Raw genomic sequence first — 22,061 nt, forward strand, 5'->3', positions numbered from 1 at the left:
AATGATCAACCAGCCGACAACCTGAACACCAAGCCCCGCCGAACACCAACCCGGCGGGGCTTTCTCACACCCACGCACGCTCACCAGCAACGACGCCTACATGCTCATGCCGAACGTCGGGCAACAGGGGAGCCTTCACGGCGGGCGGCTTGTTCCAGCATCACCAGTCAGCCGGAACCAGTCGGGGTGTCGTTAGGTTTTCGCCGTGACCTACTCCAAGGCGTTCTTCGACCTGCAATGGCGCTTCGCCATCCGCATCGCCAGCCTGTCGGGCCTGCCGCTCGAGCAGGCATTGCTCGACTGCACCAACCTCTACATCCGCTTCGGTCTCGGCCGCGATTTCGATCCGAGGCATCCGGTCTGGCAGGCCTATCTCGTCGGCGTGGAAAGCGAGGCCGATGGCGGCGAATGGACCTATCGCTTCGCCCTGAGTCGGCCGCGCGAGGTGGAGGTCCCGGCGCTGGTTGGCCGCTTCGGCTGCTTCGGCTATGCGCAGCTCGGCGACGACCGCATCCGGCTGCGCTTTCACAACGCCGAGCCGCCCGGCCGCTCGCCACTCAGCCGCGACCGCCTGCCGGCGCGACATGCCGAACTGCGCGCACTGTTCCGGCACGTCCATGCCCACGCGGAGACGTCGGCGCGCGTAGCTGGCGTGTCCTGGCTCTACAACCTCGCCGCATACCGGCGCTGCTTCCCAGCGGCCTACGTCGAGACGGCAAAGCCTGCCGGTCCCCGGTTCCGCAACATGCCGCTCTGGGGTCAGTTCCTCGACCGCCACGGCGAGGTCCGGCCGGACGCCGCGGCGACATTCCTGGAGCGGCTCGACCGCCAAGCCGATATGCGCGACATCGCCAGCTGCTTTCCCATGCAGCCACTCGCCGTCGAGGCGCCGGTCTCGGTGTTCTACGACTTCCACCAGCTGTAACTCCCGCGGCCCTGTCCCGATGTACTTGAGGGCCGAGATCAGCGCCAACGCCGCTGCTAACACCGGGTCTGGACGGACCTGGACTTGCGCGGACGTTCCGGTCTGTCCGCCGCCGCGTGACGGACGTCTGTGGAAGCCGGCAGAAGGTCCGGATGGAATTTTGGATCCGATGGCGCTCGCCTGGGATCCTGCACTGATGGAGATGAGCCGTGCGGAACTTCTGGCGCTCCTCGCCCCGAAGACGGATCCGGCATGCCGCAAGTGCCACGACGCCCTGCTCAACGGCGCCGCCTACAGCCTGTACGGCGCCGTCCCGGCGTCACGCCCTGGCCAAGATCTATGGGGTCCGCTTGAGACAAACCCGAGCGAACGACGTCCCGACTCTCGGACTTGCCCAGACGGTTCAGTGTCTACATGATCTCGGAGCCTCGCCCGTAGAGCTGGGCCAGGTAGGGCCGACGCCTGATGGCTGGAACTACATCCTGTTCATCGATCCGGGGGAGCAGAGCATCGTGGCCTGCACCGCAGTGGGTAGGCCGGCGATCGACTAGCCGGCCAGCCCCGACACATGCACCACACTGACCCCAGCGAGACGCCAACGACCTGCAACGCCGGGCGACGACGAGCACCCGGTCGACGAGCGCCGGAGCGTAAACCCGCAGCTCGCGATCAAGCTGCCTGCCTCTACGGATAGAAGGTCAGGCCCCGCCGGCGACCGCCCAACTAGCTCGAAGGCCTTGCGTGATATCTCGAACCAAGCCGGACTCTTCGTCGACGTCCAAGGGCGCCGCGCGGGTCGTGGACATCATCAAAGGGCGTTGACGCCGGAATCCTCGGGTCCTAGATTCACGGCAGCCTTGGACCTCACCGGGGCGTTGGCACATGGGCGGGATCGTCGTGTCGTGGATTCGATGGGCGCGAGTCACGGCTGCGATGTCCGTCGTCGCCGTGATGGCTGGTTGCGGAACCGAGTCCCCGATCGCACTCTCGAACGACGTTTCACTGGATGTGCTCGTCGAGTCGGCGGAGATCAGTGGGGATGACGGCATCACGGTCGAAGCTTTGCCGGCCGGCACCCTACGCAAGGGCAGCATGCTGTGGACTCTGGCCCGCCTGGACGCCGACGAGGCGACGCCGATCCCTGGCCTGGTGCAGTTCGAGGGCAAGGCAGAGCGTGAGGGGGGCGGCGCAGCGTTGGGTGTGACTGGCACCTGTGGCCTCGGATGGACGGCCAAGGGGAAACAGATGACGGGCGATCCGTGCGCCGCCGCTGGGTGGCCCATGCAGATCCCCGACCCGGACGGCGTTCCATTCGCCCTGCTGCTGTATCCGACGACCGACTCCGGGTCGGTCACCAGCGGCACCTACCGCGTGTCAATCCCACTGGACAAGTCGGATGGTCCACACCTGGATCTGACCTATCGTCTCATCGAGCGCGGAGATGCCGATCTTCCGCCGTGGCCGGACGAAACCGTGCCATGGACGCTTACTTTCGAGCCCTACGCCGAGAACCGCTGGCGGGAGCTCCGTATCCGGGTTGAGGACGTGTACGGACGCGTCATCGGCGCGCGCGACATGGTGGATTTCCAGGGCGCAAATCCGGACCTGGAAAACGACGGCGTGTTCACCGTCGACGTGCCGCGCGGCTATCCGGTGTCCGCGGTCCTGCTCAAGCGCGAGGGCGAGGCCTGGATCCGCTGTGGCGGTGGCGTCGATGTCGTGATGGAGAAGAAGAAGTGGCCGACCGCGCTTCTGACCGAAGGCTGCGTCAAGTAGGCGGTTCTCGACGTCCTCCAAGCTGGCCATCCGGGTGCCGACCTCGTTCCGCCTGAGCGGACTGTCTCAGCCAATGACGCAAAACCGGAAACCGTTCGGGTCGGCCAGGGGTCAGGTGACCGCTGGTCATCAGCGTCACTCTGTTGAGCTACCGATAGCGTGCCTTCCGTGACGTACGAACGCGAGGATGAAGTCGGCAAGGTACGGGTGGTCTTCCGCAAGTACGACGGTGGCCTGCACTGGCATGCATGGCTGCGCCGACTTGGCGAGGATGAGCACGGGGTGTGGCTCGGCGCACCGGTGGGGACGATCTGGCAGCGGGGTTCCGAGGCGTCCGTGACGATGCCCGCCGCACACGTGTCGCTCTTCCCGCGGGAACGGTGGTGGGTGGCCAGCTTCAACGCGGAGCTGGCGAAGTTCGAGATCTACATCGACCTCGCCACCACGCCGTACTGGGCCCGCCCCGACCACGTGACGATGGTTGACGTCGATCTCGACGTGGTGCGGCACCGCGGCTCGGGCGTGGTCGAACTGCTCGATGCGGATGAGTTTGAAGAACATCAACGGAAGTACGGATATACCGCCGAGGTCATCGACGGCACCCGCGTCGCGGCGCAACGCTTAATGGCAGCCGTCACTACCGAAGAGCCATTTACCAGCGCCTATCGCCGGTGGCTCGCGATGGTGAGTTAGTGGATGTCCATCCACATTGGCATGCACACCATTCGAGCGCATCCGGGACAGGACAACGGATCCGTGCCACCACATGCTTGACACTCGGCCTGCGGTCACCGGCTCCTGCGTCGGGCTTCGCCTTGATCGTGCCGGGGTCGCGTACGAGGAGGGGCGGGCTCCCACTTCTATGCCAAGGGGTGACGTTCGTAAACGCCGGGCTTTCTTCGCAGCTGGCTGGATTAGTGCACTGTCTCGAGGTATCCGGCGAGGCCCGAACTTCGAGCGGCCTCCAGTGCCTTCAGCCGCGCAAAGGCAAGCTGGGACACGCCTTCGTGTTTCTCCCAGGCTGCCAGGCTCTGGACCTTCCACTCGGTGTGTTCGCTCGGGTCGAGCACGATGTGTTCGAGCTGGTCGGCTGTGAGGGTTCCGCCATCGAAGAGGAACCCGATATGGCTATGCGGCCAGTTGTGCCTGGGCGTGATGAAATGGGTCAACAGCAGCGGGGACTTCTTGGTGATCACTAGACCGGTCTCTTCCCGGGTCTCGCGTACAGCCGTCTGCCATGGGGTCTCTCCATCGTCCATGTTTCCCCCTGGGATCTGCCAACGTGCGACTCCATAGGACGAGCGAAGTTGAAGCGGCCGCCCGCTCTCGTCCGTGAAGTAGAGACATGCATAGACAGTCGCCTTGGGAAGGCTCTGTACGAACTCGCTGGGGGATATCCAGGCCTTGGTCATCTGCCATGCCTCCAAGCATCGTTTGCTGGTGGTCCTCGCTACATTAATCGATCTTCCGGATCACAGGTCGCTCGCTGCTTACCCTAGGACGGAGCCGAGACGGTCTGTGGTAGGCCAGCGACAGGTGCCGCGGGACAACGGACCAGACGCAGACAAACCTCAACGTCTCGCATGACATCCTGAGCGCGGCAGAACACATAAACTTCGGCGGGCGACGACGGGCACCAGGTCGACGACCAACAGAGCGGACGACCAGCTCTCGATCAGGTTGCCCCGCTCTACGGATAACAAGGTCAGGTGCCCTCCGCGTGCCCAAGTCAAGGGCCGATCAGAGAAGGCTAAGGTTCGGCTCGACTCAGCCGCGCGACGGACGCCTCGACAGACGGTGTTTCCAGGCCCGGGTCTGGTTGCCAGCTGTCCCAGTCACTCCACCAGCGTTCGCCCCTGTCCAGCGCACTGCTTACCCGCTCCGTCTCAGCCCATACATGGGACGCTTCCTCGGCGGTGAGTCGTCCGACCTGGACAAGTTGGTCCACGTGGTCGCGGTCTTTCCACTGCCAGTCGGGGCCGCCACCGGGCAGCCAGATATCTACACCGTGGTCATGGGTGTCGAACCCGTGTGACCACCGGTGAGCGGGGGCCTGGAAGTTGACATACCAGCCCGTGAACATGCCGGCCTCGTAGAACCCCCAGATCGCGTGAGCATCGCCCGGGCGATGCAGATGCAGGACGCTGGTGGCCGTCCACCGGTCACGGCTGTACCAGGGATGCGGCCCGAAGGGGTGATCGGGGAAGATCAGCGGGGTTCCTTCGCGGAGGTAGACGGCAACCACGTCGCCGCTGTCGTGGATGACGCGTACCGGAACCACCAGCCACGGCAACCCGTGAAGCACCTCACGGCGATCAATGACCTCACCGGGTTGGAAGACCCTCATCCCAGGCAGCCTAACGGACCATCCCCGCGCCATCCCCGGGGTCATTGCAGGCGGCGAAGCATGGTCACTCCGGGAGGCTGAGGTTCATCGCAGTCCGGTAGATCAGGTCGCCGGTTGCTGGAGCTGTGGTCGGCGGAACCGAGCCGTTCGGCGCGTCAAGCCAGAAGCTCGGCTACCTGCTCGCACGCCTGCACACGCCAGTCTGGATGCCCGCCTTTCCGGCCGCTGAGTGCGGCCATTGCGGCGTCAGTCTGTGCCCAGCGGGTGGCTCGTTCGCGGTCGATTTCGGCGGCGTCGGCGAATATCGACAATCGGCGTCGTACCTCTGCGCCTAGGTCATCGGCGGCGAGCAGGCTGTCTGCTCCGCCTGCGAGGACGCGGAGTGCGTCGAAGGCGAGGTCTCCTGCCAGTCCCTTAGGGTCAACGACCAGCCACGGCTCGCGCTGGGCTCGTACGACGTTTCCAAAGTGCAAGTCACCATGGGCCATCGTGTCGGGTTGCTTGCGGCAGAGATCCTGGATGGTCGCGACGGCTGCGCCCAGCGCACGATGTGACAGCGGATGGCCCAACTCCTCGGCATCCTCGCGGAGCGTCTGTTCCCACTCGTCGGCCCGATCGGACAGCCGCGGCAGGTCGGGCGGGGCCGGAATGGCTAGACGTCGGGCGAGCTGGCCTATCACGACCGTTGCTGCGTCGACGTCGCCGAGGTCGTCCAACGTCTGCCATTCCGCCTGCTCCAACAGCATGGCAAACCTGGCGTCGTCCCGCTCGTACAGCAGCACCGCGCCGCGCCCACCCCAGACGGCGAAGGCATGAGCTTCGTACATGTTGCCTGGATGGGTGAAGGAGATCTTCAGCACAGCGGGCGAACCATCGTGACGCTGCACCGGCAGAATGATCCCGACACCGCCACTTGTGACCGGTCCAGTGGGTGTGCAGCTCCACTGCTGCAGGAACTCGTCCACCAAGCCCGGCAGGGACGCCACCCAGGCTCGCCCGGGATCGCCCTCACGACCAATGGTGTTCCGCGCGAACTCCTCTGGGACCTCGACCATCACGGCAGGATAGCCGTGGGATGGAGCAAACTTGGGCACCCGGATGGCGTGAGCAATGACCGGTCAATCCTGACCGGTGGTGGCCGGACGTGGGACCCCCAGTTTCCATGGAGGGCCCGCGTGCACTCCGGGCGATGGGCAGGATCCGGTCAGCTCTACCGCGGTACGAGCTTGTCGGCCAGGTCGGCGACGTCGGCGGCGTGATCGTGGTCATCGACCTGGTGGCAGTCGTCGTACGGATCGATATGGAACGGATGGATTCCGACGGCCCGCGCGCCGTGTGCTTGTTCGCCTCGAACCAGTGTTGGCCAGCCTCGTCGCAATGCTCGGTGCTGACTCCGCATCCCGCCGCCAGCTTCCGCTGGTAGACCCGCCAGGCGGGCTCGTTCATGCCCTCGGACCGGCCACCAGCCGCCATTGCCCGATACTGCGCCCGAATGACAACCTCAACGTCCTCGGTGCCGCCGAAGGGGCGGAACGCCTCGATGATCCCCACTGGATCGGGGACAAGGAACACTCCGCCGATATCGAGAAGGACCGCTTCGACGCCGGTGCGATCGATGGTCAACGACTACCTACCTCCGTTCGTCGTAGCAAGGCGGTTCCTGCCGCCAATCGTCGACCGGCTGGGAGAGTCCCGGTTGGTAGCGGTACGTCAGGTGCAGACGGGACCGCGTTCGAGGACCTCGGCGAGACGCCGTGCTGTGGCGGCGAGAGCGTCCTGGTTTCCGGTCCACACATTCCACCCCAGGTGGGTGAATCCGATGTGCAGCTCATAGCAGTGGTGGCGGGCAGCGGCGTCGAGGAGCGCGCTGTGCTCGGCCCGCACGCTCGGGTCGCGAAGTAGTCGGGACAGTGGGTCGGCAGCGGCAATGCCCGGGTGCCACGGTGCCCAGAAGGTGCACCAGGCGGCATCGAAGAGGAAGTCACCGCGCACCGAACACTTCCAGGACAGCACCGCTTCGACCCGCTGAGCGTCCGGGCTCACCAGCACGTTGCCGTGCAACAGGTCCCCGTGTACCAGGTCCCGGCGCTCCGGGCAGGCATCCACGAGGGCGGACACGCGTTCGGTGACCGCCGCGGACAGCGCGGCCAGCTCCCGGTCGCCAGCCAGGGTGGCGCTCCATCCGTGCACCAGTTTCTCCGGATCGTCGACCAGGCCGGCGAGGAGGAACTCCCGCCAGCTGCCGGCGGACCCGGCAGGCTGGTGCCACACCACCGGAGAACCAGGGCACGGCGGCGTTTGGTAGAGAGCGACGAGCAGGCGGGTGAGGGTGGGGCCGATCGCATCGGCCAGCTCCGCCGGGGTGTCCTCCAGGAAGTTCCCGTGGTGACGGACCGAGATGGCATACGCACGTCCGGACGGGGTAGTGCCCACCTCTCTGACGTCCGGCACGGGCAGATCTGGGCCGCCGAAAGCCATGGCCATCCGGTCAGCCTCATACCAGGCCATGTCCTGACCGAAGCGGACTACCAGCTCTTCGCCGCCTGCCCGGTAGGCCCACGCCGATGACCACGCCCCGCCCGAAAGCGCTTCGAGGTCCTCTGCGGTGCCCGACCGTCCGGCCAGGAATGCCAGGACCTCCTCCTGCGTCAGCTCCTCTACGCCCATCGCGCCATTATCGGTTGGTGACGTACGAGCTTGGCATCCATCCCGTGCGCTCGTGCCAGTGGCCGCCGGATCGAAGGTGGGCAACGTACGCGCGTTGCAGCGTCGTTTCCTGGGGGTAGTCGTCGAGGTCGCGGTGGGACCGGCCGAACACGTACTCTGCGACGTCCCCATCGGCCTGTGGTGGCTCCGCTTCGGAGTGGACAGGTAGCAGGTGGAAGCGCCGTTGGAACTGGATGATGTTGGAGGTCTCCGGTAGGTAGTCGGCGAGCTGGGGATCCAGGAGCCAGGACTCGCAGGTGAAGAACGTCACCGGCTCCTCGGGAAAGTGCCGCGAGAAGAATTCACTTGCCTGGGCGAACGCCTCGTCGCACAACGTCGGAGACAGTGGGCGGACTGGTGGGATGTGGACGGAGAGCGCGTAACCACACGGGCCATCTGACAGTGAGATGGCACCTCGAGTGAATTCCAGCTGTCCGAGCCTGTACTGCGCCCCTCGGAAGTGGAGCAGTGCACTCGTCCCGAACCCGAACAGTCCGATGCCGCCGAACCCGGTCACCGATCGGTGCTTCTCCATCACTGCGACAAGGCCAGTCGAGAGGCTGCTCCACGACACCTCATCGGGGATCCCGCGCGCGGCGTGGTAACGACGTACGTCAGGGATGGTGGCCAGATACATCCAGACCGGTAGATACCGGCCGACCAACCCGGTCTCGGGGGAGAACCGCACCGGCCATCCGGAGTGGCCTTCGATCGGCACAGCCTTGCCCATGATGGCGAGGAGCGCGTGGTGGGCGCGGTCGAGCACCCACCACAACGCCGGATGGGTGTCCGGATCGGGTCGAGCTGCCAGCGTCTCACTCCGGTCCACCTCGTCGACGCCGAGGCGTTCCAACTGGTGTGCAGCCACCGCATCGTCGGGTAACTCCGGTCCGAGCGATGCGACAGGCCGGTCGATCTGCTCCAACCACGTCACAGCGTCGGCGGACAGGTGCAGCTCACGACGTACCGACGCGAGGTCCATGTCGACGGGAGGAGTTTCGGGTGGGTCCAGATTACGGTCAGACACGTCAGGCGGGTCCTTCCGCTACTCGTCGTCCATGCGGATTCTGCTGACCTCCGGTGACTCAGGCGCGGTCCAGGAAATCACGAATGTGCTGTGCCCAGATATCGGGTTTCTCGAAGTGGCACATGTGGGCGGCGTCCTCGATGGTCACCAGCTCGCTGTGGGGCACCGCGGCGTGCAGGCGCTGGGCCAGCTGTACCGGAAAGCCCATGTCCTTCTCTCCGTGCAGGATGAGGACCGGCTTGCCGGATGTTCGCAGGATGTCCTCGGGGTCACCGTAGAACCATGGATGCATCCGCCCGGCGAGATAGGCCTCGTAACTCCAGTCACCCTCGTCCAGGCCGTCCAGCAGGTTGAGGTAAGCGGGTGCCAGGTCGAGGTTCCAGACGAAGATCGTCGAGTTTCGTAGCGCCCCGTTCTGGGCGTCCTCCGCGCGTTGCCGCCGTTGGTACTCCTCCCAGTTCTCGAGGTACGGCTCGTTGTCGGCGGAGCTGTAGACCGAGGTGGAGGCCATGACCAGCCGCCGCACCTGCTCAGGATGCTTGTCGACGAACTGGACGGCACCGCGCCCGCCGGACGAGAAGCCGAGCAGGTCCACCTGCCCCAACTCGAGGATGTCGATCAACTGGCGGGCGTCCTCGATGACGTACTCCGGCTGCAGAGCTTGCTCGGGAAGGTTGCGGCTGCTCCGTCCGCAACCGCGAAAGTCGAAGAGGACCACGTGATGGTCACCAGCCAAGGGTTCGAACCCGGGCAGCAGGTAGCTGTGACCGACGTCCGGCCCACCGTGCAGCACCACCAAGGAGGGCTTGTCTCGCCGACGTTCACCGAGCTGGCGTACGAACAGCGTCACGCCTCCGACATCGACCAGCTCACCGTCGTCCATGCAGCCCAGCCTGTCAGCCGGCACCGACAGGCATGGAGGACGCACCCGGTTTCACCCATGAGGACGCGCAGGCGGTGCCTCGCCGATGAGTTTGGGTCGTCCGGCAGGTCGTACCTTCCGAGGGCCGGCGACGCGGCGGCCAGACAAGGGAGAGGTGAACCGATGAACGCAAACAGCACGGACCCGATGCCCCAGATCGTCGACCGGGCAACCTGGCAGGCCGAGGTCGACCGGCTGCTGGTGCGGGAGAAGGCGCACACCCGCGAGGGCGACGCGATCGCGGCCGCCCGGCGGCGACTGCCGATGGTCGAGGTGGACGCGCAGGTCCCGCTGGTCGGTGCGCAGGGCCCGGTGCCCCTGATCGAGGTGTTCGAGGGGCGGCGGCAGCTGATCACGTACCTCCACATGTGGCACGACGGCAAGCCTGCGGCGGACCAGTGTGAGGGCTGCACGTTCTTCACCGGGCACGCGCTGGAGCTGTCCTATCTGCACAGCCGCGACGTGACATACGCGACGTTCTGCCAAGGAACGTACGCCGAAAGTGCCCGCTACCGGGACTTCATGGGCTGGAAGATGCCGTGGTACTCGGCGCGCGACTCGGGGGACGCGTTGCTCGCGGGGCGCGACTTCGGCGGCTACGTCTGCTACCTGCGTGACGGCGACCGGGTGTTCGAGACGTACTGGTCGACCGGCCGCGGGACCGAGGCCGGCGCCACGAGCTACCACCTGCTCGATCTCACCGTGTACGGCCGGCAGGAGACCTGGGAGGACTCGCCGACCGGCTGGCCTCAGCCGTACGCCACCGCCGGTCAGCAGTTCCGGACCGACGGACGGCCGACGGCACAGTGGTCCCGACTCGCCGCGGGCCGTTCTGACAACCTTTGATCCAGTTGCGAGTTTTTCCTGTGGCGGTTTGCCCGCCCAAGGGTGACAAGGTGACGCGCATGCCCGAAGTCGTGCTGCCGCTCACCGTGAGAGACCTGACCGCCGAGGATTTGTATCCGGGCTTCGCCGGGTGGACCAAAACCTATCTCGAGGGCACACTCGAGGCGCTCGACCGGGCGAAGCGCGGCGAGGTCGACTTCCTCGCTGTCTGCCCACCGTCTGGTATTCCGGTGGCGACCGGCGGGGTCGACTACGCCAAGCCCTCAGGTATCCCCGTGCTGTGGCAGCTCTCGGTCGACGCGGCGCTGCATTCCTGCGGCATCGGCACAGTCCTCATCCAGGCCTTGGAGCAGCGGATCCGCGGGCGCGGCCTCACCTTGGCCGAGCTGGGCTTCGACGAGAACAGATCACGGCCACGCACACTCTATGAGCGCCTCGGCTACGTCGTCACCGGCCGCGAACCTGGCGCCTGGGACGAGGAGGCGCCGGACGGCACGGTCACCCGCTACGAAACGATGATCACGGTCATGCGCAAGAGCCTTGCCTAAGCGGTGAGTGGGCACGGTCAATCAGAGTCGAGGACGGCGGCGACAGCCTCGATCTCGACGAGCTGGTCGCGGTATCCGAGGACGGTGACACCCATCAGCGTGCTGGGCGCATCGTGCTCACCGAACGCGTCCCTGACCACCTGCCACGACGTGACCAGATCCCGTCGTTCGGTGGAGGCGACCAGGACGGTCGTCTTCACGACGTCCCGCAACGTCGCCCCGGCGGCGGCGAGCGCGGTGCGGAGGTTGTCCATCGCCTTGGCCGCCTGTCCGGCGTAGTCACCGACGGCCGCGGTCGACCCCTCCTCGTTCAACGGGCACGCGCCCGCCAGGAAGATCAGCCGCGACCTCGGCGATGCGGTTGCCGCGTACGCGTACTCCGCGACGTCCGACAGCCGCTCGGACCGAATGAGTGTGACGGCACCTGGCATGGTTCTCCTCGTGCTGTTGGTCTGCTCGCGCCTCTGGGTAGGCCGTGTCAGCGTACGACCGGCCACGACGCCCACGACGTCCACGACGTCCACGACGGCATTGGAGGGACGCGCAGACAGTGGCAGCGGACCCGGACGAAGGACTCGACGAGGCCGGCTACATCACGACTGGTGTGGACCTCGCCAAGGTTCGCGCACCCTTCGATGCTGTGCTCGCGGAGGTGTCGACAAGGATCAGGGCAACCCTGCAACAAGACCTACACGGCCTCTACCTCTACGGGAGCGTGGCTACTGGCCAGGCCGTACCACCTGGCTCAGACGTGGATTTGCTGGCCGTAGTCACCACTGAACACGCGGTCGAGATGTGCCACCACCTCACCGAGGACCTCACCAACCTGTATCGCCCCACGGTGAGAGACGTCGCGATCGGTGCCGGCTCGCTGGAGAGTTTTCTTGCCCCAACACCGGCAGCAGAGGCTAACCGTTGTTTCCTCAAGCACTACTGCGTCAGCATCGCCGGAGTCGATCTCCGGACAGACCTTCCGCGGTGCCGGCCAGACAAGGCGCTCGCACGTGAGTTCGTCGGCGATCTGGAAGGCATGATCGCCGGCTTTCGCCAACAACTGCAGGACGCCACGTCACCAAGCGACGTCCAGGCGGTCGCCGCATTGGTGGGTCGCAGGCTCCTCATGGCTGCTGCAGTGTTGTACTCCATCACCGACCGAACGTGGACGACAGCACGCACATCGGGTGCCGGGATGCTCACCCGGCATCATCCGGAGTATGCCGAGCATGCCGGCCGGGCTCTTGCGTGGATCGGCGAACCGTCCCGACCCGGTCGCGCGGCCCCGACCATTCCTGATCCCAGTCGCAAAGATGTCGAGACAGTTCTCGACGAACTCGGTGCGTTGGTCATGCGCGATGTCAGGAACCATCTTTCCGGTGAGAGAGGTTAGTTCGGCGGCTAGTACTGCAACGACACCAGGAAGTGCCGTTGCAGTACTAGATGCAGAAGGGGTGGCCTGCCGGGTCGGCGTACACATTGTGCGTACTTCCCTCGTGCAGTTTGACAGCGCCAAGATCCTCAGCGAGCTTCCGTGCGGCACTCAGGCGGGCCGCCTCGGGGTCGAGGACGCGGAGGTCAAGGTGGACCTGTTGCGGATAGGCGGGGTCCGGCCATCGTGGAGCAGGGAACTGGGCGTGCTGGAACGCCACCGCCGGCAGACGCCCGTCACTTCGGGCGATGACGACTCGCTCGGGCGTGTCGAGTTCCCGCGTTGGCATGTCCAGCAGGGCGGCGTAGAACCGCGCGAAGGCTCGTGGGCTGAAGCAGTCGATGACCACGCGCTCGATCCGACCGAGCCGCGTACGTCTGGTCGGGTCAGTCGTGGTGTCACGGTAGAGGCAGAAGGGATGCCCGTCCGGGTCCGCGTAGGAGCGGTAGGAGCCCCGGTCCTGAAGCCTGGAAGCACCAAGCGTCAAGGCCTTTTGTTCGCCGTCGTCCAGGTCGAGGACAGAGATGTCCAGGTGCATCTGCTGCGGATGCTCCGGGTCCGGCCATCGCGGTGGTCGATAGTCGATTGGGCCGTCACCGAAGGCAAGATTGAGACCGTCCAGTTCATTCTCGTCCTCGAGTACGAACCAGTCTTCGCGAGCGATGCGCATCTCGAGCAGGTCCGCATAGAACGACGCAAGCCGTCTAGCGCCGCGATCGTAGCTCTCCGGCGAGTTTCCAGGACAGGCGAACACGACGTTCCGGATCTCGATGGTCACGCGTCATCACCTTCCATACCTTCCAGCCACCGCCTCGACGCCTCTTTCCTACGACGCCTCTTTCCTACGATCCGGTTTCCTACAATGGCGGCAGTATGGGACACCTCATGTCCTATACGTGCGGAGAAACAGGCAATTTCGGGCAGGGCTACGCCGGCTCGACGCGGCGGCGCACCACGGTGTACTGCTCACGTTTCTCCACAAGCTCGAACTGGTATCGGTCGAAGAGCGATCGGGCGCCGCGCCAGTTGTCCTCGTCGACGGCCTGCTGGTCGTTGAACGGATAGGCCTCGACCCAGGTCATCCCTCTGGCTGGAGCGTCGGCGAGGACCCGGTGGAGCAGCCTGTCGACGAGTCCATGGCCCCGGTATGGCGGTGCGATCCCAAAGCACGACAGGGAGATCACGTCGCCGTCGGGAGGGTTGGCGCCATCGCCGACCCGGTACATGGAGCACTCCACTCGCGTCGAGGCATTGACCCAGCCGGCCGGCCGGTCGTCGGCGTACGCGAGATAGCCGAATACCCGCCCGCTCTCGAGGAGACTGATCATCAGCTCACGATTCTGCCTCCATGGACGTAGCTCGCCCCCACGTTCCTGGCCGCGTTCGAACACGTGCGGCCCGCAGCAGTAGCACACAGCGTCGACAGGGTTGCCGGCAAATGCGTCATGGTCGAAGAAGGCGAGCCAGTCGGGGATACGCGAGGCTGCGACCGGTTCGATGGTCACGGCGCCGATGGTGTCGAGGCGCTTCGTCGATCCGGTGAGACGTTGCGTCGCCTCGGCGAAGTTGCGGATGGCAATCTCGGGGAACGGCCAGTCCGGGTGGTGGGAGCGGGTGTGTGCAACGTAGGCATCGCTGAACGCCTCGAGATCGGACCCCTCCACGAGGGCCGAACACCCGTCGCACCGAAGGCTGTGGGCCGCCGGCATGCTCAGCTCCTTCGTCGTCGGCGTGTGATGTGACCAACCTAGACGGCATCGGCGCCAGGCTCTGTCCTGTATTCCAAGGCGTGACCGCGCGGGGCAGGCGCTTGGTTCGGCGGCCGCCGAACCAAGCGCCAGTGAACTAACGTGAGTACGTGAGCATCGAGGTGAGGCCTGCGACCGCGGCACGGTTCGACGACGTAGCGATTATGCTCGGTCCCAAGAATCCAGATTCTTCGGTGTGTTGGTGCCTCAGCCATCGGGTTGACTCGAAGACCAACCGAGAGCTCGTCGGGCGCCGACGGGGCGATCATGTCAGAAAGCTGTGCTCCCGAAAGGTCGCACCGGGCGTCCTGGGCTATCAGGACGGCGAAGTCGTCGGGTGGGCCGCTGTCGCACTCCGAGCGGAGCTTCCATTCGCGCGCTCGAGGAAGATCCCGCACGTCGACGACTTGCCTGTCTGGTCGGTGTGGTGCATCCGCGTGCGTCCCGGCCACCGCGGCAAGGGCATCTCCCACGTCCTGCTCGACGGCGCCGTGGCGTACGCGCGGTCACGTCGTGCGCCAGCGATCGAGGGATATCCGGTCGACAACAAGGGCGAGAAGGTTGATCCCACGATGGCCTACGTCGGCACCCGCGTGCTGTTCGAGAGGGCCGGCTTCAGCAAGGCGGCCGACACCAACTCCGTCTCCGGAGGGTTTCCCCGGGTGCTCATGCGATTGGATCTGCGCTGACCCGGGCGCGAGCTCACGCATGGTGCGGCGGGACGGCTCAGGCAGGTACGGCGGCGCGTGACTGCTATCGCACCGGCAGGCTATAGTGACGGAACGGCGACCGCTTCCGACCGATTGAGCCAATCGCTCTCGATCTTCTGCCGTTCCTTCCAGGTCAGGTCACAGACCACCTAGGCGCGCCCAGGATCGCCCCACCCCTTTTCGCCCTCACACGAGTCAATTCACATCCGCCGACACAGGGAATCAGCCATGCACAGATACATCCTCACTGGCACGCCGGGCGCAGGAAAGACCGCCCTACTGCGCGGGCTGGAGGCCAACGGACAGGTCGTAGTCGAAGAAGCGGCAACGGACGTCATAGCCCTACGGCAGTCACTCGGCGACGACGAACCATCGAAGGACCCGCGTTTCATCGATGCGATCGTTGGCCTGCAACGCCAGCGGGAAAGCCGCGCGCGGGGCGCGGAAGCGGACGTCATCTACTTTGACCGCTCACCCATCTGCACCCTGGCACTGAGCCGCTACCTACGGTTCCCGACATCACCCCTTCTGGCTGCTGAGGTCGACCGGATTGTTCAACACGCCGTCTATTCAACGACCGTGTTCTTCGTCCGGAACCAGGGCGCCATCCAGGCGACAGCGGCCAGACGGATCACCTTCGAGGACTCCTTGATCTTCGAGCAGCTGCATGAGGACACCTATCGCCAGTACGGGTTCGAGCTCGTCGAGGTACCTGCCGGCCCGTTGGTCCGGCGCATCGCAGTCGTTCAGCGAACCGTGGAGCAACTCCAGCGCGGTAGCGGCCGCGCACCGGCAGTGCTCCCCGAGGCCAGGAGAAAAGACAGCTGACCGGCACACGCGCGTCATGTCGCAGATCATCTGTGCTTGCAGGCGGGTTGGTGTTCCATGTGCGGGTGAGTCATAGACCTCTGGAGCTTCTGCGTGCTGCCGTGGAGCGTGCCCGTGTGCAGACCTGTGCTCGGCCGGCCACCGGGCGGACCCACGACGACGCGGACGAGATCCTGGGCACCTTCGCCACCGACAGTGCGCTCGGCTTCGACCCCTTCCCCCTCCTGCGAGCACTGAGCCGGGCCGGGGCACGGACCGTGGTGATCGGACAGGTCGCGGGGATCCTGCACGGGTCGGCCGAGCTGACCGCGGGGATCCGTCGCAGGCGGGAGCGCGGTCGGCCGCCTTCGCCGCCGTGGGCAGCCACCTGCTTGACGATGACGGAGTGCCCATCGCGCTCGGGCCGGAAGCCTTCCTCCGCGCCAAGGTCCAGTTCGAGTCGCCGCAGGCGAGCGGTGACTGCTGCACTCCAGCGTTGCCCTGGGGTGCACTTCCGGTCCGGGACTTCCTCGGCCGTGCATCGAGCGCGTCCGGCCCGGACGGCTTCGAGGTCCGCTACCTGCGCCTGGAGGATCTCGTTCTCATGCGCCGGGCCGTCGGACGTCCGAAGGACCTGCGCCGGGCGGACGAGCTCGAGCGGCTGCGAGACAGGTAAGGCACCGCCCATGAGTGCAGCCCCGAGTAGGCGTGGAACGCCGTCACCGGTCGCGGCCGTTCGCGGAAGACCCGCTGGCGCGTACGTCACGCCTGGGGGATCGTGACTGAGCGGCCGTGCCTCCCGGCCGGTACACCTGCAGTGAACGGAGCATCGAACACATGTTGAATCCCGAGGTCGCACCAGGGCCGTTCACCGACCTTGATCGGTTTGTGTTCGAGTCGTGGGGATACCTGGTGATCCCCGACGTACTGTCCGCCGACGAGGCCGCAGAGTGCTACGACGCCTCACAGCGGCTTCACGCCGCACGGGACCGGGAGTTCGGGCAGATCGGGCGCGGATACGAGACCGAGTCGTGTCTGGAGCGGCTGATCGACCATCCGGCGGTCCTGCCGAAGGGCCGCGGGCTGTTCGGCGACCGGTTCATCCTGCAGGCCAGCTGGAACACGATGCAGCCGGCACACGGTGGAGTGGGTGGCTGGCACCAGGACGGGTCGAGTGCGTACAACTTCAATCAGGTCGGATACCCGGTACCGCTGATCCAGGTGCGGGCATCGTTCCTGCTGACCGACCAGACCGAGCCGGGCACCGGCAACATGGAGCTGATCCCGGGCAGCCACCGCAGCCAGGTGCCGTTGCCGCCCGACATCCGGACGAACCGGGGTGACGTCCCGATCGGCCACGTGATCTGCGCGCCGATCGGTTCGGTGCTGTTGTTCCACAACGGGGTGTGGCACCGCACGTACCGCCACGACGGTGAGCGCGACCGCTACACGGCGCACTACGTCTACAGCCCGCCGTGGGTCCGGCCCGCCGACCGGTTCACCAACTCCGAGGCGTTCCTGGAACGTACGACCCCGATGTGCCGCGCCCTGATGGGCGAGTTCGATCGACCGGATGCCCCCTACGGCGCCAGCTACGAACCACTCCCGTTCGAATAGTTCGTACGAGGCGGCCGACGCCGCCCGCCGTCGCCGAGGCGAAGTACCTCGGCACCTGACTCATCGCAGCGCCTCCGCTGCCAGGTGAGCCGATGTTGTCCAGCCGGCGGGATCCTCCATTCCGGGACGAACGAATCCCAGGGTGCCCGACAGCACGAGCGCGCCCAGCCAGGCCTCCTCGGTTTCGGAGAGTCGGCGTCGGGACTGGTAGCCAGCAATGAATGCCTGGTGGGTCTCCGGCGACACCGGGCCCCAGTTCCTGAACCGGGTGCCGAGCATGACGGCGCCATGAGCGAGGTCGACGACGGGATGGTCGAGCGTGACCTCCTCGAAGTCGAGCACCGCCCTGATCGTCGATCCCGCGCACAGGATGTTGGCGGACCGGATGTCGTTGTGAACGAGGTGAACGGAGAGATCGTGGTCCGGTGGCGCGGTGTCGAGCCAGTCGCGAAGCGCGTCCGTGGCCGGGACGGCTCGACCGCAACTCTCGATCGTACGACTCATCAGTACCCGAAGGGGCTGCCGTTCACGCCGGGCGCTCACCGCGACGACAGGTGTGACATCGGGATAGTGGGCGAGCGCCAGGTGGAGATCGGCCAGGACGCCGCCGGCTGCATACACCTGGTCCTGGTCTGTTACGTCGAGATGGGCACCGTCCACCACTTCCTGGAGTCCGAGCGATACACCGTCGATCTTGACCTGGTGGCTTCCGTCCAGCGCCGGAACGGGCCCGGACACCGGGAGACCTCGGCGTGCCAGCCAGTCGGTGAGCCGAGCCAGTTCGGCCAGTCGAGGAAAGAGGCTCGCCACGACCGACCACTTCGCGACCAGCCGGTGCGTGTCCGTCGTCAGCCACGCCAGTGCGTTGCCCGCGCTGATCACGAGACGCTCGCAGGAGTTCACCTGCAAACCCCAGTGTTTCGCCAGTACGACGCCAAGCCACTGGCAGGCCTCTTCCGCATCGGTGAACCCGAAGCGCTGGCGAAGGGCATCGTGAGGATCGCTGGCTTCCCACAGCATCGCCAGCTCTGGCGGTTTCGTCGCGGACATGCCCAAGAGTCCACCACAGGTCGGTGGCGATCCGCAGTGGAGGTCGCGTGCCGCGCGGGCCGCGCTGCCGAGTTCTGCTGTCCGCCAACGGTCAGAGCGTTGCGTGGATGGGCACAGCCATGGCGGGACTCTCAGGGAGTCATTCGTTCGGCCGGTTGTCGGCTCGAGGGTCGGTGTGGGGCTTGTCGTGGCTCTCTTCTGGGCTCTTGGCTGGGTGCTTGCCTCCGCTCGCCTGCTCCCAGGCTGACAGTAACGCCGAGTAGGCGATCGGCACGAGAAACATCCACCAGCCGACGTCAGTCATCACGAACACCGCGATGCAGACGCACCACACGAGCGGCGTCAGCCCGGCGGCGAACGTGCGCATTGCTGCGGCTTTGCGAGAACGAACGGCCAGCCTGGCATCCGCCGGGCTCGGCTGGCCGGATGCGACGCCGCGACCGGTGCCCGGGGCCGGCGAGCGGCCGAGAAGGGGATGCGGCTCGGGGAGATCGACGAACACCTTCCTGATCTCACCCCTGGTGCGTGCCGAGATGATCTGTGAGGAGCGCTCGCTGTGCTCGTCGATGTCGAGGCGCCCCGCTGCCAGATGCTCGGCGAGCATGCGCAGCGCGTCGTCACGCTCGGCATCGCCGACACGCAACTCGTCCATCGACACCAATTGAGTGTGCCAGATGGTACGCCGAATCGTGGACCTGTTGACCAGGACGCTTCTCGGTGCGCGGTCACGCCAGGTCCGGAAAGGCACCGGGGTGGTTCACCGCGGTGCCTCCCCGATGCCCCGAGTGCGGTTTCGCGCCCGTACACGAGTACGGCAGTGCACGATTCCACCGGATGTCCCATCCAGTGGGGCGTGTGGCTGGGATGGGGCCAGAGGATCTGGACAGGAGTCGGCCGCCGCTGTCACTCTCCGTCCATGACCGTGCTGTGGGTGTCTGCGGGGATTCTGGTCGTCCTGGCTGTGCTGGGCTATCTCAACATGCGCCAGCGCAGGAAGCGCGAAATGCTGACCTGGGACTCCGGCAGCGAGCGGCTGCAGTCCAGGGGAGATTCGGAGTCGCGGTATCCCCGGCCGCAGTACGGGTCATTCCCTTACTCCGGCGGTGGCGGCGGAGGCGACGGCGGTGGCGGAGGTGGGGGAGGTGGCGGAGGCGACGGCTGAGCGCCGAAGCCCCGGCCTGGCTATCCCGCGTCGCGCCGTGGGTCTTCACGGGCAAGTGTTCTGACCCACTCGGCGAGAGATGCTGCCGATCCTGTCAGTAGCGGTCCGGCATAGCCTCCCGACCTTCATCGCCTCGCTGCCTGCTCATCACGACGGTCGCGACGATGGCGATGATGCCCGCCACCATGAGAATCGCGCCCATCGCGTAGTCCTCGATGTAGGGCAGGTCGACGTGAACCGCCCAGGCAAGGACGGCGCCGACGGCGAAGAGCAGGATTCCAGTTCCCACGCCAGCTTCCGGACGTTCCGCTTTGAGAATCACCGACACGACGACAGAGGCGATTCCAGCGAGTACGAGGACGAGCCCGAGCGCGTCATCGCTGACGTACGGAAGGTCGATGTTGACCGCCCATGTCAAAGCGGCGCCGACAGCGATCAAGAAGATGCCTGTCCCGATTCCCATGGATCTCCTCCTGGTTGAATGGGTGAACCGATGCGAACTCCCCGTCACGCTGTAATTGCCGGAGTCGCCTTCCTACCGACCTTTTCGATGCCTGCCGCGTCCCGCGCGCACGACGGCGGGCTGTGCTTCCTCGGCCTGCATCTCCAGCCTGGCACGTCGTACGAACTCATCCTCGGTACAGGCTTCCACCTCCGTGATGTGGCCGCCGAGTTGGTGCCGTGCCAAGTGCGTCGTGACCGTTTCGGCCGCTGCCATGACAGCACCCGGGAGACTGTTCGCATCCATGTGGACACTGACGGAGAGGTCCCCGGGCGGAGTGGTGTTCCCCACTGTCGCTCCGTATCCGATCTCCTTCTGCAACTGCTGGCAGATCTCGGGTGGAACGATCGGGTGACCGGTTTGAATGCTCAGGTCAATCCACCATGTGGTCACTGGTTTCCCTCCCCTGGAAAACAGCAAAAAGGGGCCCCACCTTCGGGACCCCGTTCGCGCGTGACGCACCATTGCGCCCGGTCGCTCACCGCGCCGCTCCGCTTTGTGGTTTCGCGGTCGCACGGCGTACATCGCTTGTTGTGCTGGTGCTCTGTGCAGCAGGTAAGCGACCTAGGTGAAGTAACGCACGACGATAGAGCAGGTTACGCGATCCGGCCGCGTTCAACGCGTGGTTGACGAAGTCGCGACGAAGGGCGTCCAGTGCCTCCACGCGGTCACGCGACTGCGGCGGGTCGTCGATCCAGCCGTAAGCCCTCGTCAGCGTCCAAGGCGGCCCCTGGCGACAGTCAGTCGTTCCAAGCCGTCGGTCAGAGGGCTGGTGGCAGCCCAATCGTTCCCGTCAAGGTCGACCACCACTCAACGCCCGCGCGGCAGCGCCTGGCCGAGCTCTGCGAGGAGAAGCTCGAGGGCCTGCCGTTCCCGGTCGGACGTACGACGTCGATCGTGGGTTACGGTCGAGCAATGTGGGCGTACCAGCTTGACGGGCCAGGCAGGATACGTGACGTCGACGTCGACCCGCCGCGACCGGCGGACCTGCGGCCGGGTGACCTCCTGCTCCGCTTCCTCGTCGGCGGCATCTGCGGCAGCGACGTACCCAAGTTCACCGGCGCGGCCCCGGCGGACGGCCACGACCAGCTGGGCCCGGGCTATCCGCTCCACGAGATCGTCGCGGAGGTGGTCGCGAGCGCGAGCGCGCGGTTTCGAGCCGGCGATCGCGTGGTGGGCGTCGCGCGGGGAGTACAGGGCCTGCGGGAGTACTCCGTCACGTCGGACTTCCTGGTGTGCGCCGTACCTGACCAGTTGCCCGGTCAGTTGCCCGACCGGTTGCCTGACCTGCAGGCGATCGCGGCCCAGCCCCTCGCCACGGTCCTCAGCGCGGTCGACCGGGCACCCGACGTCGCCGGTCGTACCGTCGCGGTGCTCGGCCTCGGGCCGATCGGCCTGCTGTTCGCCCACGTACTGAAGGCCCGGGGGGCGCGGTCCGTCGTCGGCGTCGACCCGGTTGACCGGACCGAGGTGGCGGCCGACTACGGCCTGGACGAGTCGGTCGCGTCCACCGCGTCGGCATGGGTTGCCGGGCTCGCCGACGACGACCGGGTGGATCTGTGTGTGGAGGCGGTCGGCCACCAGACCGCGACCCTCGCCGACGCCGTGCGCGCGGCGGCACCCGGCGGGCACGTGCTGGCGTTCGGGGTGGTCGACACCGAGGACCACGTGGTGCCGTTCAGGACGTTCTTCCGCAAGAACCTCTCGATGACAGCGGGTACGACGCCGCACGATCATTGGGTGCCCTACCTCGGCCGGGCGCTCGAGCTGCTCGCCGCGCGACCGCTGCCGGCGTACGTGACGCATGCCCTGCCGGTCACCGAGGCGCAGAAGGCGTACGACCTCGCCGCCACGCCGGCTCCCGGGCGGCTCAAGGTCGCCATGACCGCATGAGCCCACCATCCTCGGTGCTCATGGCGGCCAGTCTCACAGACATCTCGGG

Annotated in this window: 25 protein-coding genes; 12 read left to right on the forward strand and 13 right to left on the reverse strand. The window is 66.1% G+C overall.

Going from position 1 to position 22,061, the window contains the following annotated elements; translation table 11 throughout:
• Positions 1-205: 205 nt before the first annotated feature.
• The 3 genes from ABNF93_RS21560 to ABNF93_RS21570 all read left to right on the forward strand — a co-directional run bounded on the left by ABNF93_RS21560 (position 206) and on the right by ABNF93_RS21570 (position 3,394).
• Positions 206-925, forward strand: coding sequence for a hypothetical protein (locus ABNF93_RS21560; RefSeq protein ID WP_349329939.1), 720 nt, complete (start codon positions 206-208; stop codon positions 923-925).
• 882 nt (positions 926-1,807) lie between these two features.
• Entirely contained in the window at positions 1,808-2,701 is an 894-nt protein-coding gene (locus tag ABNF93_RS21565) for a hypothetical protein (RefSeq protein ID WP_349329940.1), read from the forward strand.
• Positions 2,702-2,869: 168 nt separating this feature from the next.
• On the forward strand, positions 2,870-3,394 hold the full coding sequence (locus tag ABNF93_RS21570; protein WP_349329941.1) for a DUF402 domain-containing protein: 525 nt from the start codon (positions 2,870-2,872) through the stop codon (positions 3,392-3,394).
• A gap of 221 nt (positions 3,395-3,615) precedes the next feature.
• Here ABNF93_RS21570 and ABNF93_RS21575 read toward each other — a convergent pair whose 3' ends face one another.
• From ABNF93_RS21575 to ABNF93_RS21605, 7 genes are all read right to left on the reverse strand, one after another.
• Positions 3,616-4,113, reverse strand: coding sequence for an NUDIX domain-containing protein (locus ABNF93_RS21575; protein ID WP_349329942.1), 498 nt, complete (start codon positions 4,111-4,113; stop codon positions 3,616-3,618).
• A gap of 338 nt (positions 4,114-4,451) precedes the next feature.
• On the reverse strand, positions 4,452-5,048 hold the full coding sequence (locus ABNF93_RS21580; protein WP_349329943.1) for a ribonuclease FAU-1 family protein: 597 nt from the start codon (positions 5,046-5,048) through the stop codon (positions 4,452-4,454).
• A 155-nt stretch (positions 5,049-5,203) separates the two neighbouring features.
• Positions 5,204-6,103 (reverse strand): aminoglycoside phosphotransferase family protein, encoded by a 900-nt coding sequence (locus tag ABNF93_RS21585; RefSeq protein ID WP_349329944.1) that lies wholly within the window; start codon positions 6,101-6,103, stop codon positions 5,204-5,206.
• Between the two features lie 155 nt (positions 6,104-6,258).
• The gene (locus ABNF93_RS21590; protein WP_349329945.1) at positions 6,259-6,447 is read right to left on the reverse strand and encodes a hypothetical protein; all 189 of its coding nucleotides are present in this window, start codon (positions 6,445-6,447) and stop codon (positions 6,259-6,261) included.
• A gap of 311 nt (positions 6,448-6,758) precedes the next feature.
• On the reverse strand, positions 6,759-7,715 hold the full coding sequence (locus ABNF93_RS21595; protein WP_349329946.1) for a phosphotransferase family protein: 957 nt from the start codon (positions 7,713-7,715) through the stop codon (positions 6,759-6,761).
• Positions 7,716-7,722: 7 nt separating this feature from the next.
• Positions 7,723-8,781, reverse strand: a complete 1,059-nt coding sequence (locus tag ABNF93_RS21600; protein ID WP_349329947.1) for an acyltransferase domain-containing protein — start codon at positions 8,779-8,781, stop codon at positions 7,723-7,725.
• Between the two features lie 58 nt (positions 8,782-8,839).
• Positions 8,840-9,664 carry an alpha/beta fold hydrolase gene (locus ABNF93_RS21605; protein ID WP_349329948.1) on the reverse strand — a complete coding sequence of 275 codons (825 nt, stop codon included), beginning with the start codon at positions 9,662-9,664 and terminating at the stop codon, positions 8,840-8,842.
• 162 nt (positions 9,665-9,826) lie between these two features.
• Here ABNF93_RS21605 and ABNF93_RS21610 point away from each other — a divergent pair, with 162 nt between their 5' ends.
• Both ABNF93_RS21610 and ABNF93_RS21615 read left to right on the forward strand, forming a co-directional pair.
• Entirely contained in the window at positions 9,827-10,549 is a 723-nt protein-coding gene (locus ABNF93_RS21610) for a DUF899 family protein (protein ID WP_349329949.1), read from the forward strand.
• A 59-nt stretch (positions 10,550-10,608) separates the two neighbouring features.
• Positions 10,609-11,097 (forward strand): GNAT family N-acetyltransferase, encoded by a 489-nt coding sequence (locus ABNF93_RS21615; RefSeq protein WP_349329950.1) that lies wholly within the window; start codon positions 10,609-10,611, stop codon positions 11,095-11,097.
• A 17-nt stretch (positions 11,098-11,114) separates the two neighbouring features.
• Here the strand turns inward: ABNF93_RS21615 and ABNF93_RS21620 are convergent, their stop codons facing one another.
• On the reverse strand, positions 11,115-11,528 hold the full coding sequence (locus ABNF93_RS21620) for a RidA family protein (RefSeq protein ID WP_349329951.1): 414 nt from the start codon (positions 11,526-11,528) through the stop codon (positions 11,115-11,117).
• Between the two features lie 119 nt (positions 11,529-11,647).
• Between ABNF93_RS21620 and ABNF93_RS21625 the strand changes: the two genes are divergently transcribed.
• Positions 11,648-12,484 (forward strand): nucleotidyltransferase domain-containing protein, encoded by an 837-nt coding sequence (locus ABNF93_RS21625; RefSeq protein ID WP_349329952.1) that lies wholly within the window; start codon positions 11,648-11,650, stop codon positions 12,482-12,484.
• Positions 12,485-12,530: 46 nt separating this feature from the next.
• Here the strand turns inward: ABNF93_RS21625 and ABNF93_RS21630 are convergent, their stop codons facing one another.
• A complete protein-coding gene (locus ABNF93_RS21630; protein ID WP_349329953.1) occupies positions 12,531-13,301 on the reverse strand; it encodes a VOC family protein in 771 nt (256 codons plus the stop codon).
• Between the two features lie 148 nt (positions 13,302-13,449).
• A complete protein-coding gene (locus ABNF93_RS21635) occupies positions 13,450-14,232 on the reverse strand; it encodes a GNAT family N-acetyltransferase (RefSeq protein ID WP_349329954.1) in 783 nt (260 codons plus the stop codon).
• Positions 14,233-14,435: 203 nt separating this feature from the next.
• Between ABNF93_RS21635 and ABNF93_RS21640 the strand changes: the two genes are divergently transcribed.
• The 4 genes from ABNF93_RS21640 to ABNF93_RS21655 all read left to right on the forward strand — a co-directional run bounded on the left by ABNF93_RS21640 (position 14,436) and on the right by ABNF93_RS21655 (position 17,405).
• A complete protein-coding gene (locus tag ABNF93_RS21640; RefSeq protein ID WP_349330113.1) occupies positions 14,436-14,960 on the forward strand; it encodes a GNAT family N-acetyltransferase in 525 nt (174 codons plus the stop codon).
• Between the two features lie 249 nt (positions 14,961-15,209).
• Positions 15,210-15,809, forward strand: a complete 600-nt coding sequence (locus ABNF93_RS21645; RefSeq protein WP_349329955.1) for an ATP/GTP-binding protein — start codon at positions 15,210-15,212, stop codon at positions 15,807-15,809.
• Positions 15,810-16,194: 385 nt separating this feature from the next.
• Positions 16,195-16,464 (forward strand): hypothetical protein, encoded by a 270-nt coding sequence (locus ABNF93_RS21650; protein WP_349329956.1) that lies wholly within the window; start codon positions 16,195-16,197, stop codon positions 16,462-16,464.
• A 161-nt stretch (positions 16,465-16,625) separates the two neighbouring features.
• The gene (locus ABNF93_RS21655) at positions 16,626-17,405 is read left to right on the forward strand and encodes a phytanoyl-CoA dioxygenase family protein (protein ID WP_349329957.1); all 780 of its coding nucleotides are present in this window, start codon (positions 16,626-16,628) and stop codon (positions 17,403-17,405) included.
• Between the two features lie 60 nt (positions 17,406-17,465).
• Here the strand turns inward: ABNF93_RS21655 and ABNF93_RS21660 are convergent, their stop codons facing one another.
• The gene (locus ABNF93_RS21660) at positions 17,466-18,455 is read right to left on the reverse strand and encodes a phosphotransferase (RefSeq protein WP_349329958.1); all 990 of its coding nucleotides are present in this window, start codon (positions 18,453-18,455) and stop codon (positions 17,466-17,468) included.
• A gap of 139 nt (positions 18,456-18,594) precedes the next feature.
• Positions 18,595-19,107 carry a DUF1707 SHOCT-like domain-containing protein gene (locus ABNF93_RS21665; protein WP_349330114.1) on the reverse strand — a complete coding sequence of 171 codons (513 nt, stop codon included), beginning with the start codon at positions 19,105-19,107 and terminating at the stop codon, positions 18,595-18,597.
• 264 nt (positions 19,108-19,371) lie between these two features.
• Between ABNF93_RS21665 and ABNF93_RS21670 the strand changes: the two genes are divergently transcribed.
• Positions 19,372-19,617, forward strand: coding sequence for a hypothetical protein (locus ABNF93_RS21670; protein ID WP_349329959.1), 246 nt, complete (start codon positions 19,372-19,374; stop codon positions 19,615-19,617).
• 94 nt (positions 19,618-19,711) lie between these two features.
• Here ABNF93_RS21670 and ABNF93_RS21675 read toward each other — a convergent pair whose 3' ends face one another.
• Positions 19,712-20,080, reverse strand: a complete 369-nt coding sequence (locus ABNF93_RS21675; RefSeq protein ID WP_349329960.1) for a hypothetical protein — start codon at positions 20,078-20,080, stop codon at positions 19,712-19,714.
• A gap of 693 nt (positions 20,081-20,773) precedes the next feature.
• Here ABNF93_RS21675 and ABNF93_RS21680 point away from each other — a divergent pair.
• Complete coding sequence (locus tag ABNF93_RS21680; RefSeq protein WP_349329961.1) at positions 20,774-22,012, forward strand: zinc-dependent alcohol dehydrogenase; 1,239 nt, start codon at positions 20,774-20,776, stop codon at positions 22,010-22,012.
• Positions 22,013-22,061: the final 49 nt, after the last annotated feature.

The organism is Actinopolymorpha sp. B9G3 (assembly GCF_040120725.1).
GTDB lineage: Bacteria > Actinomycetota > Actinomycetes > Propionibacteriales > Actinopolymorphaceae > Thermasporomyces.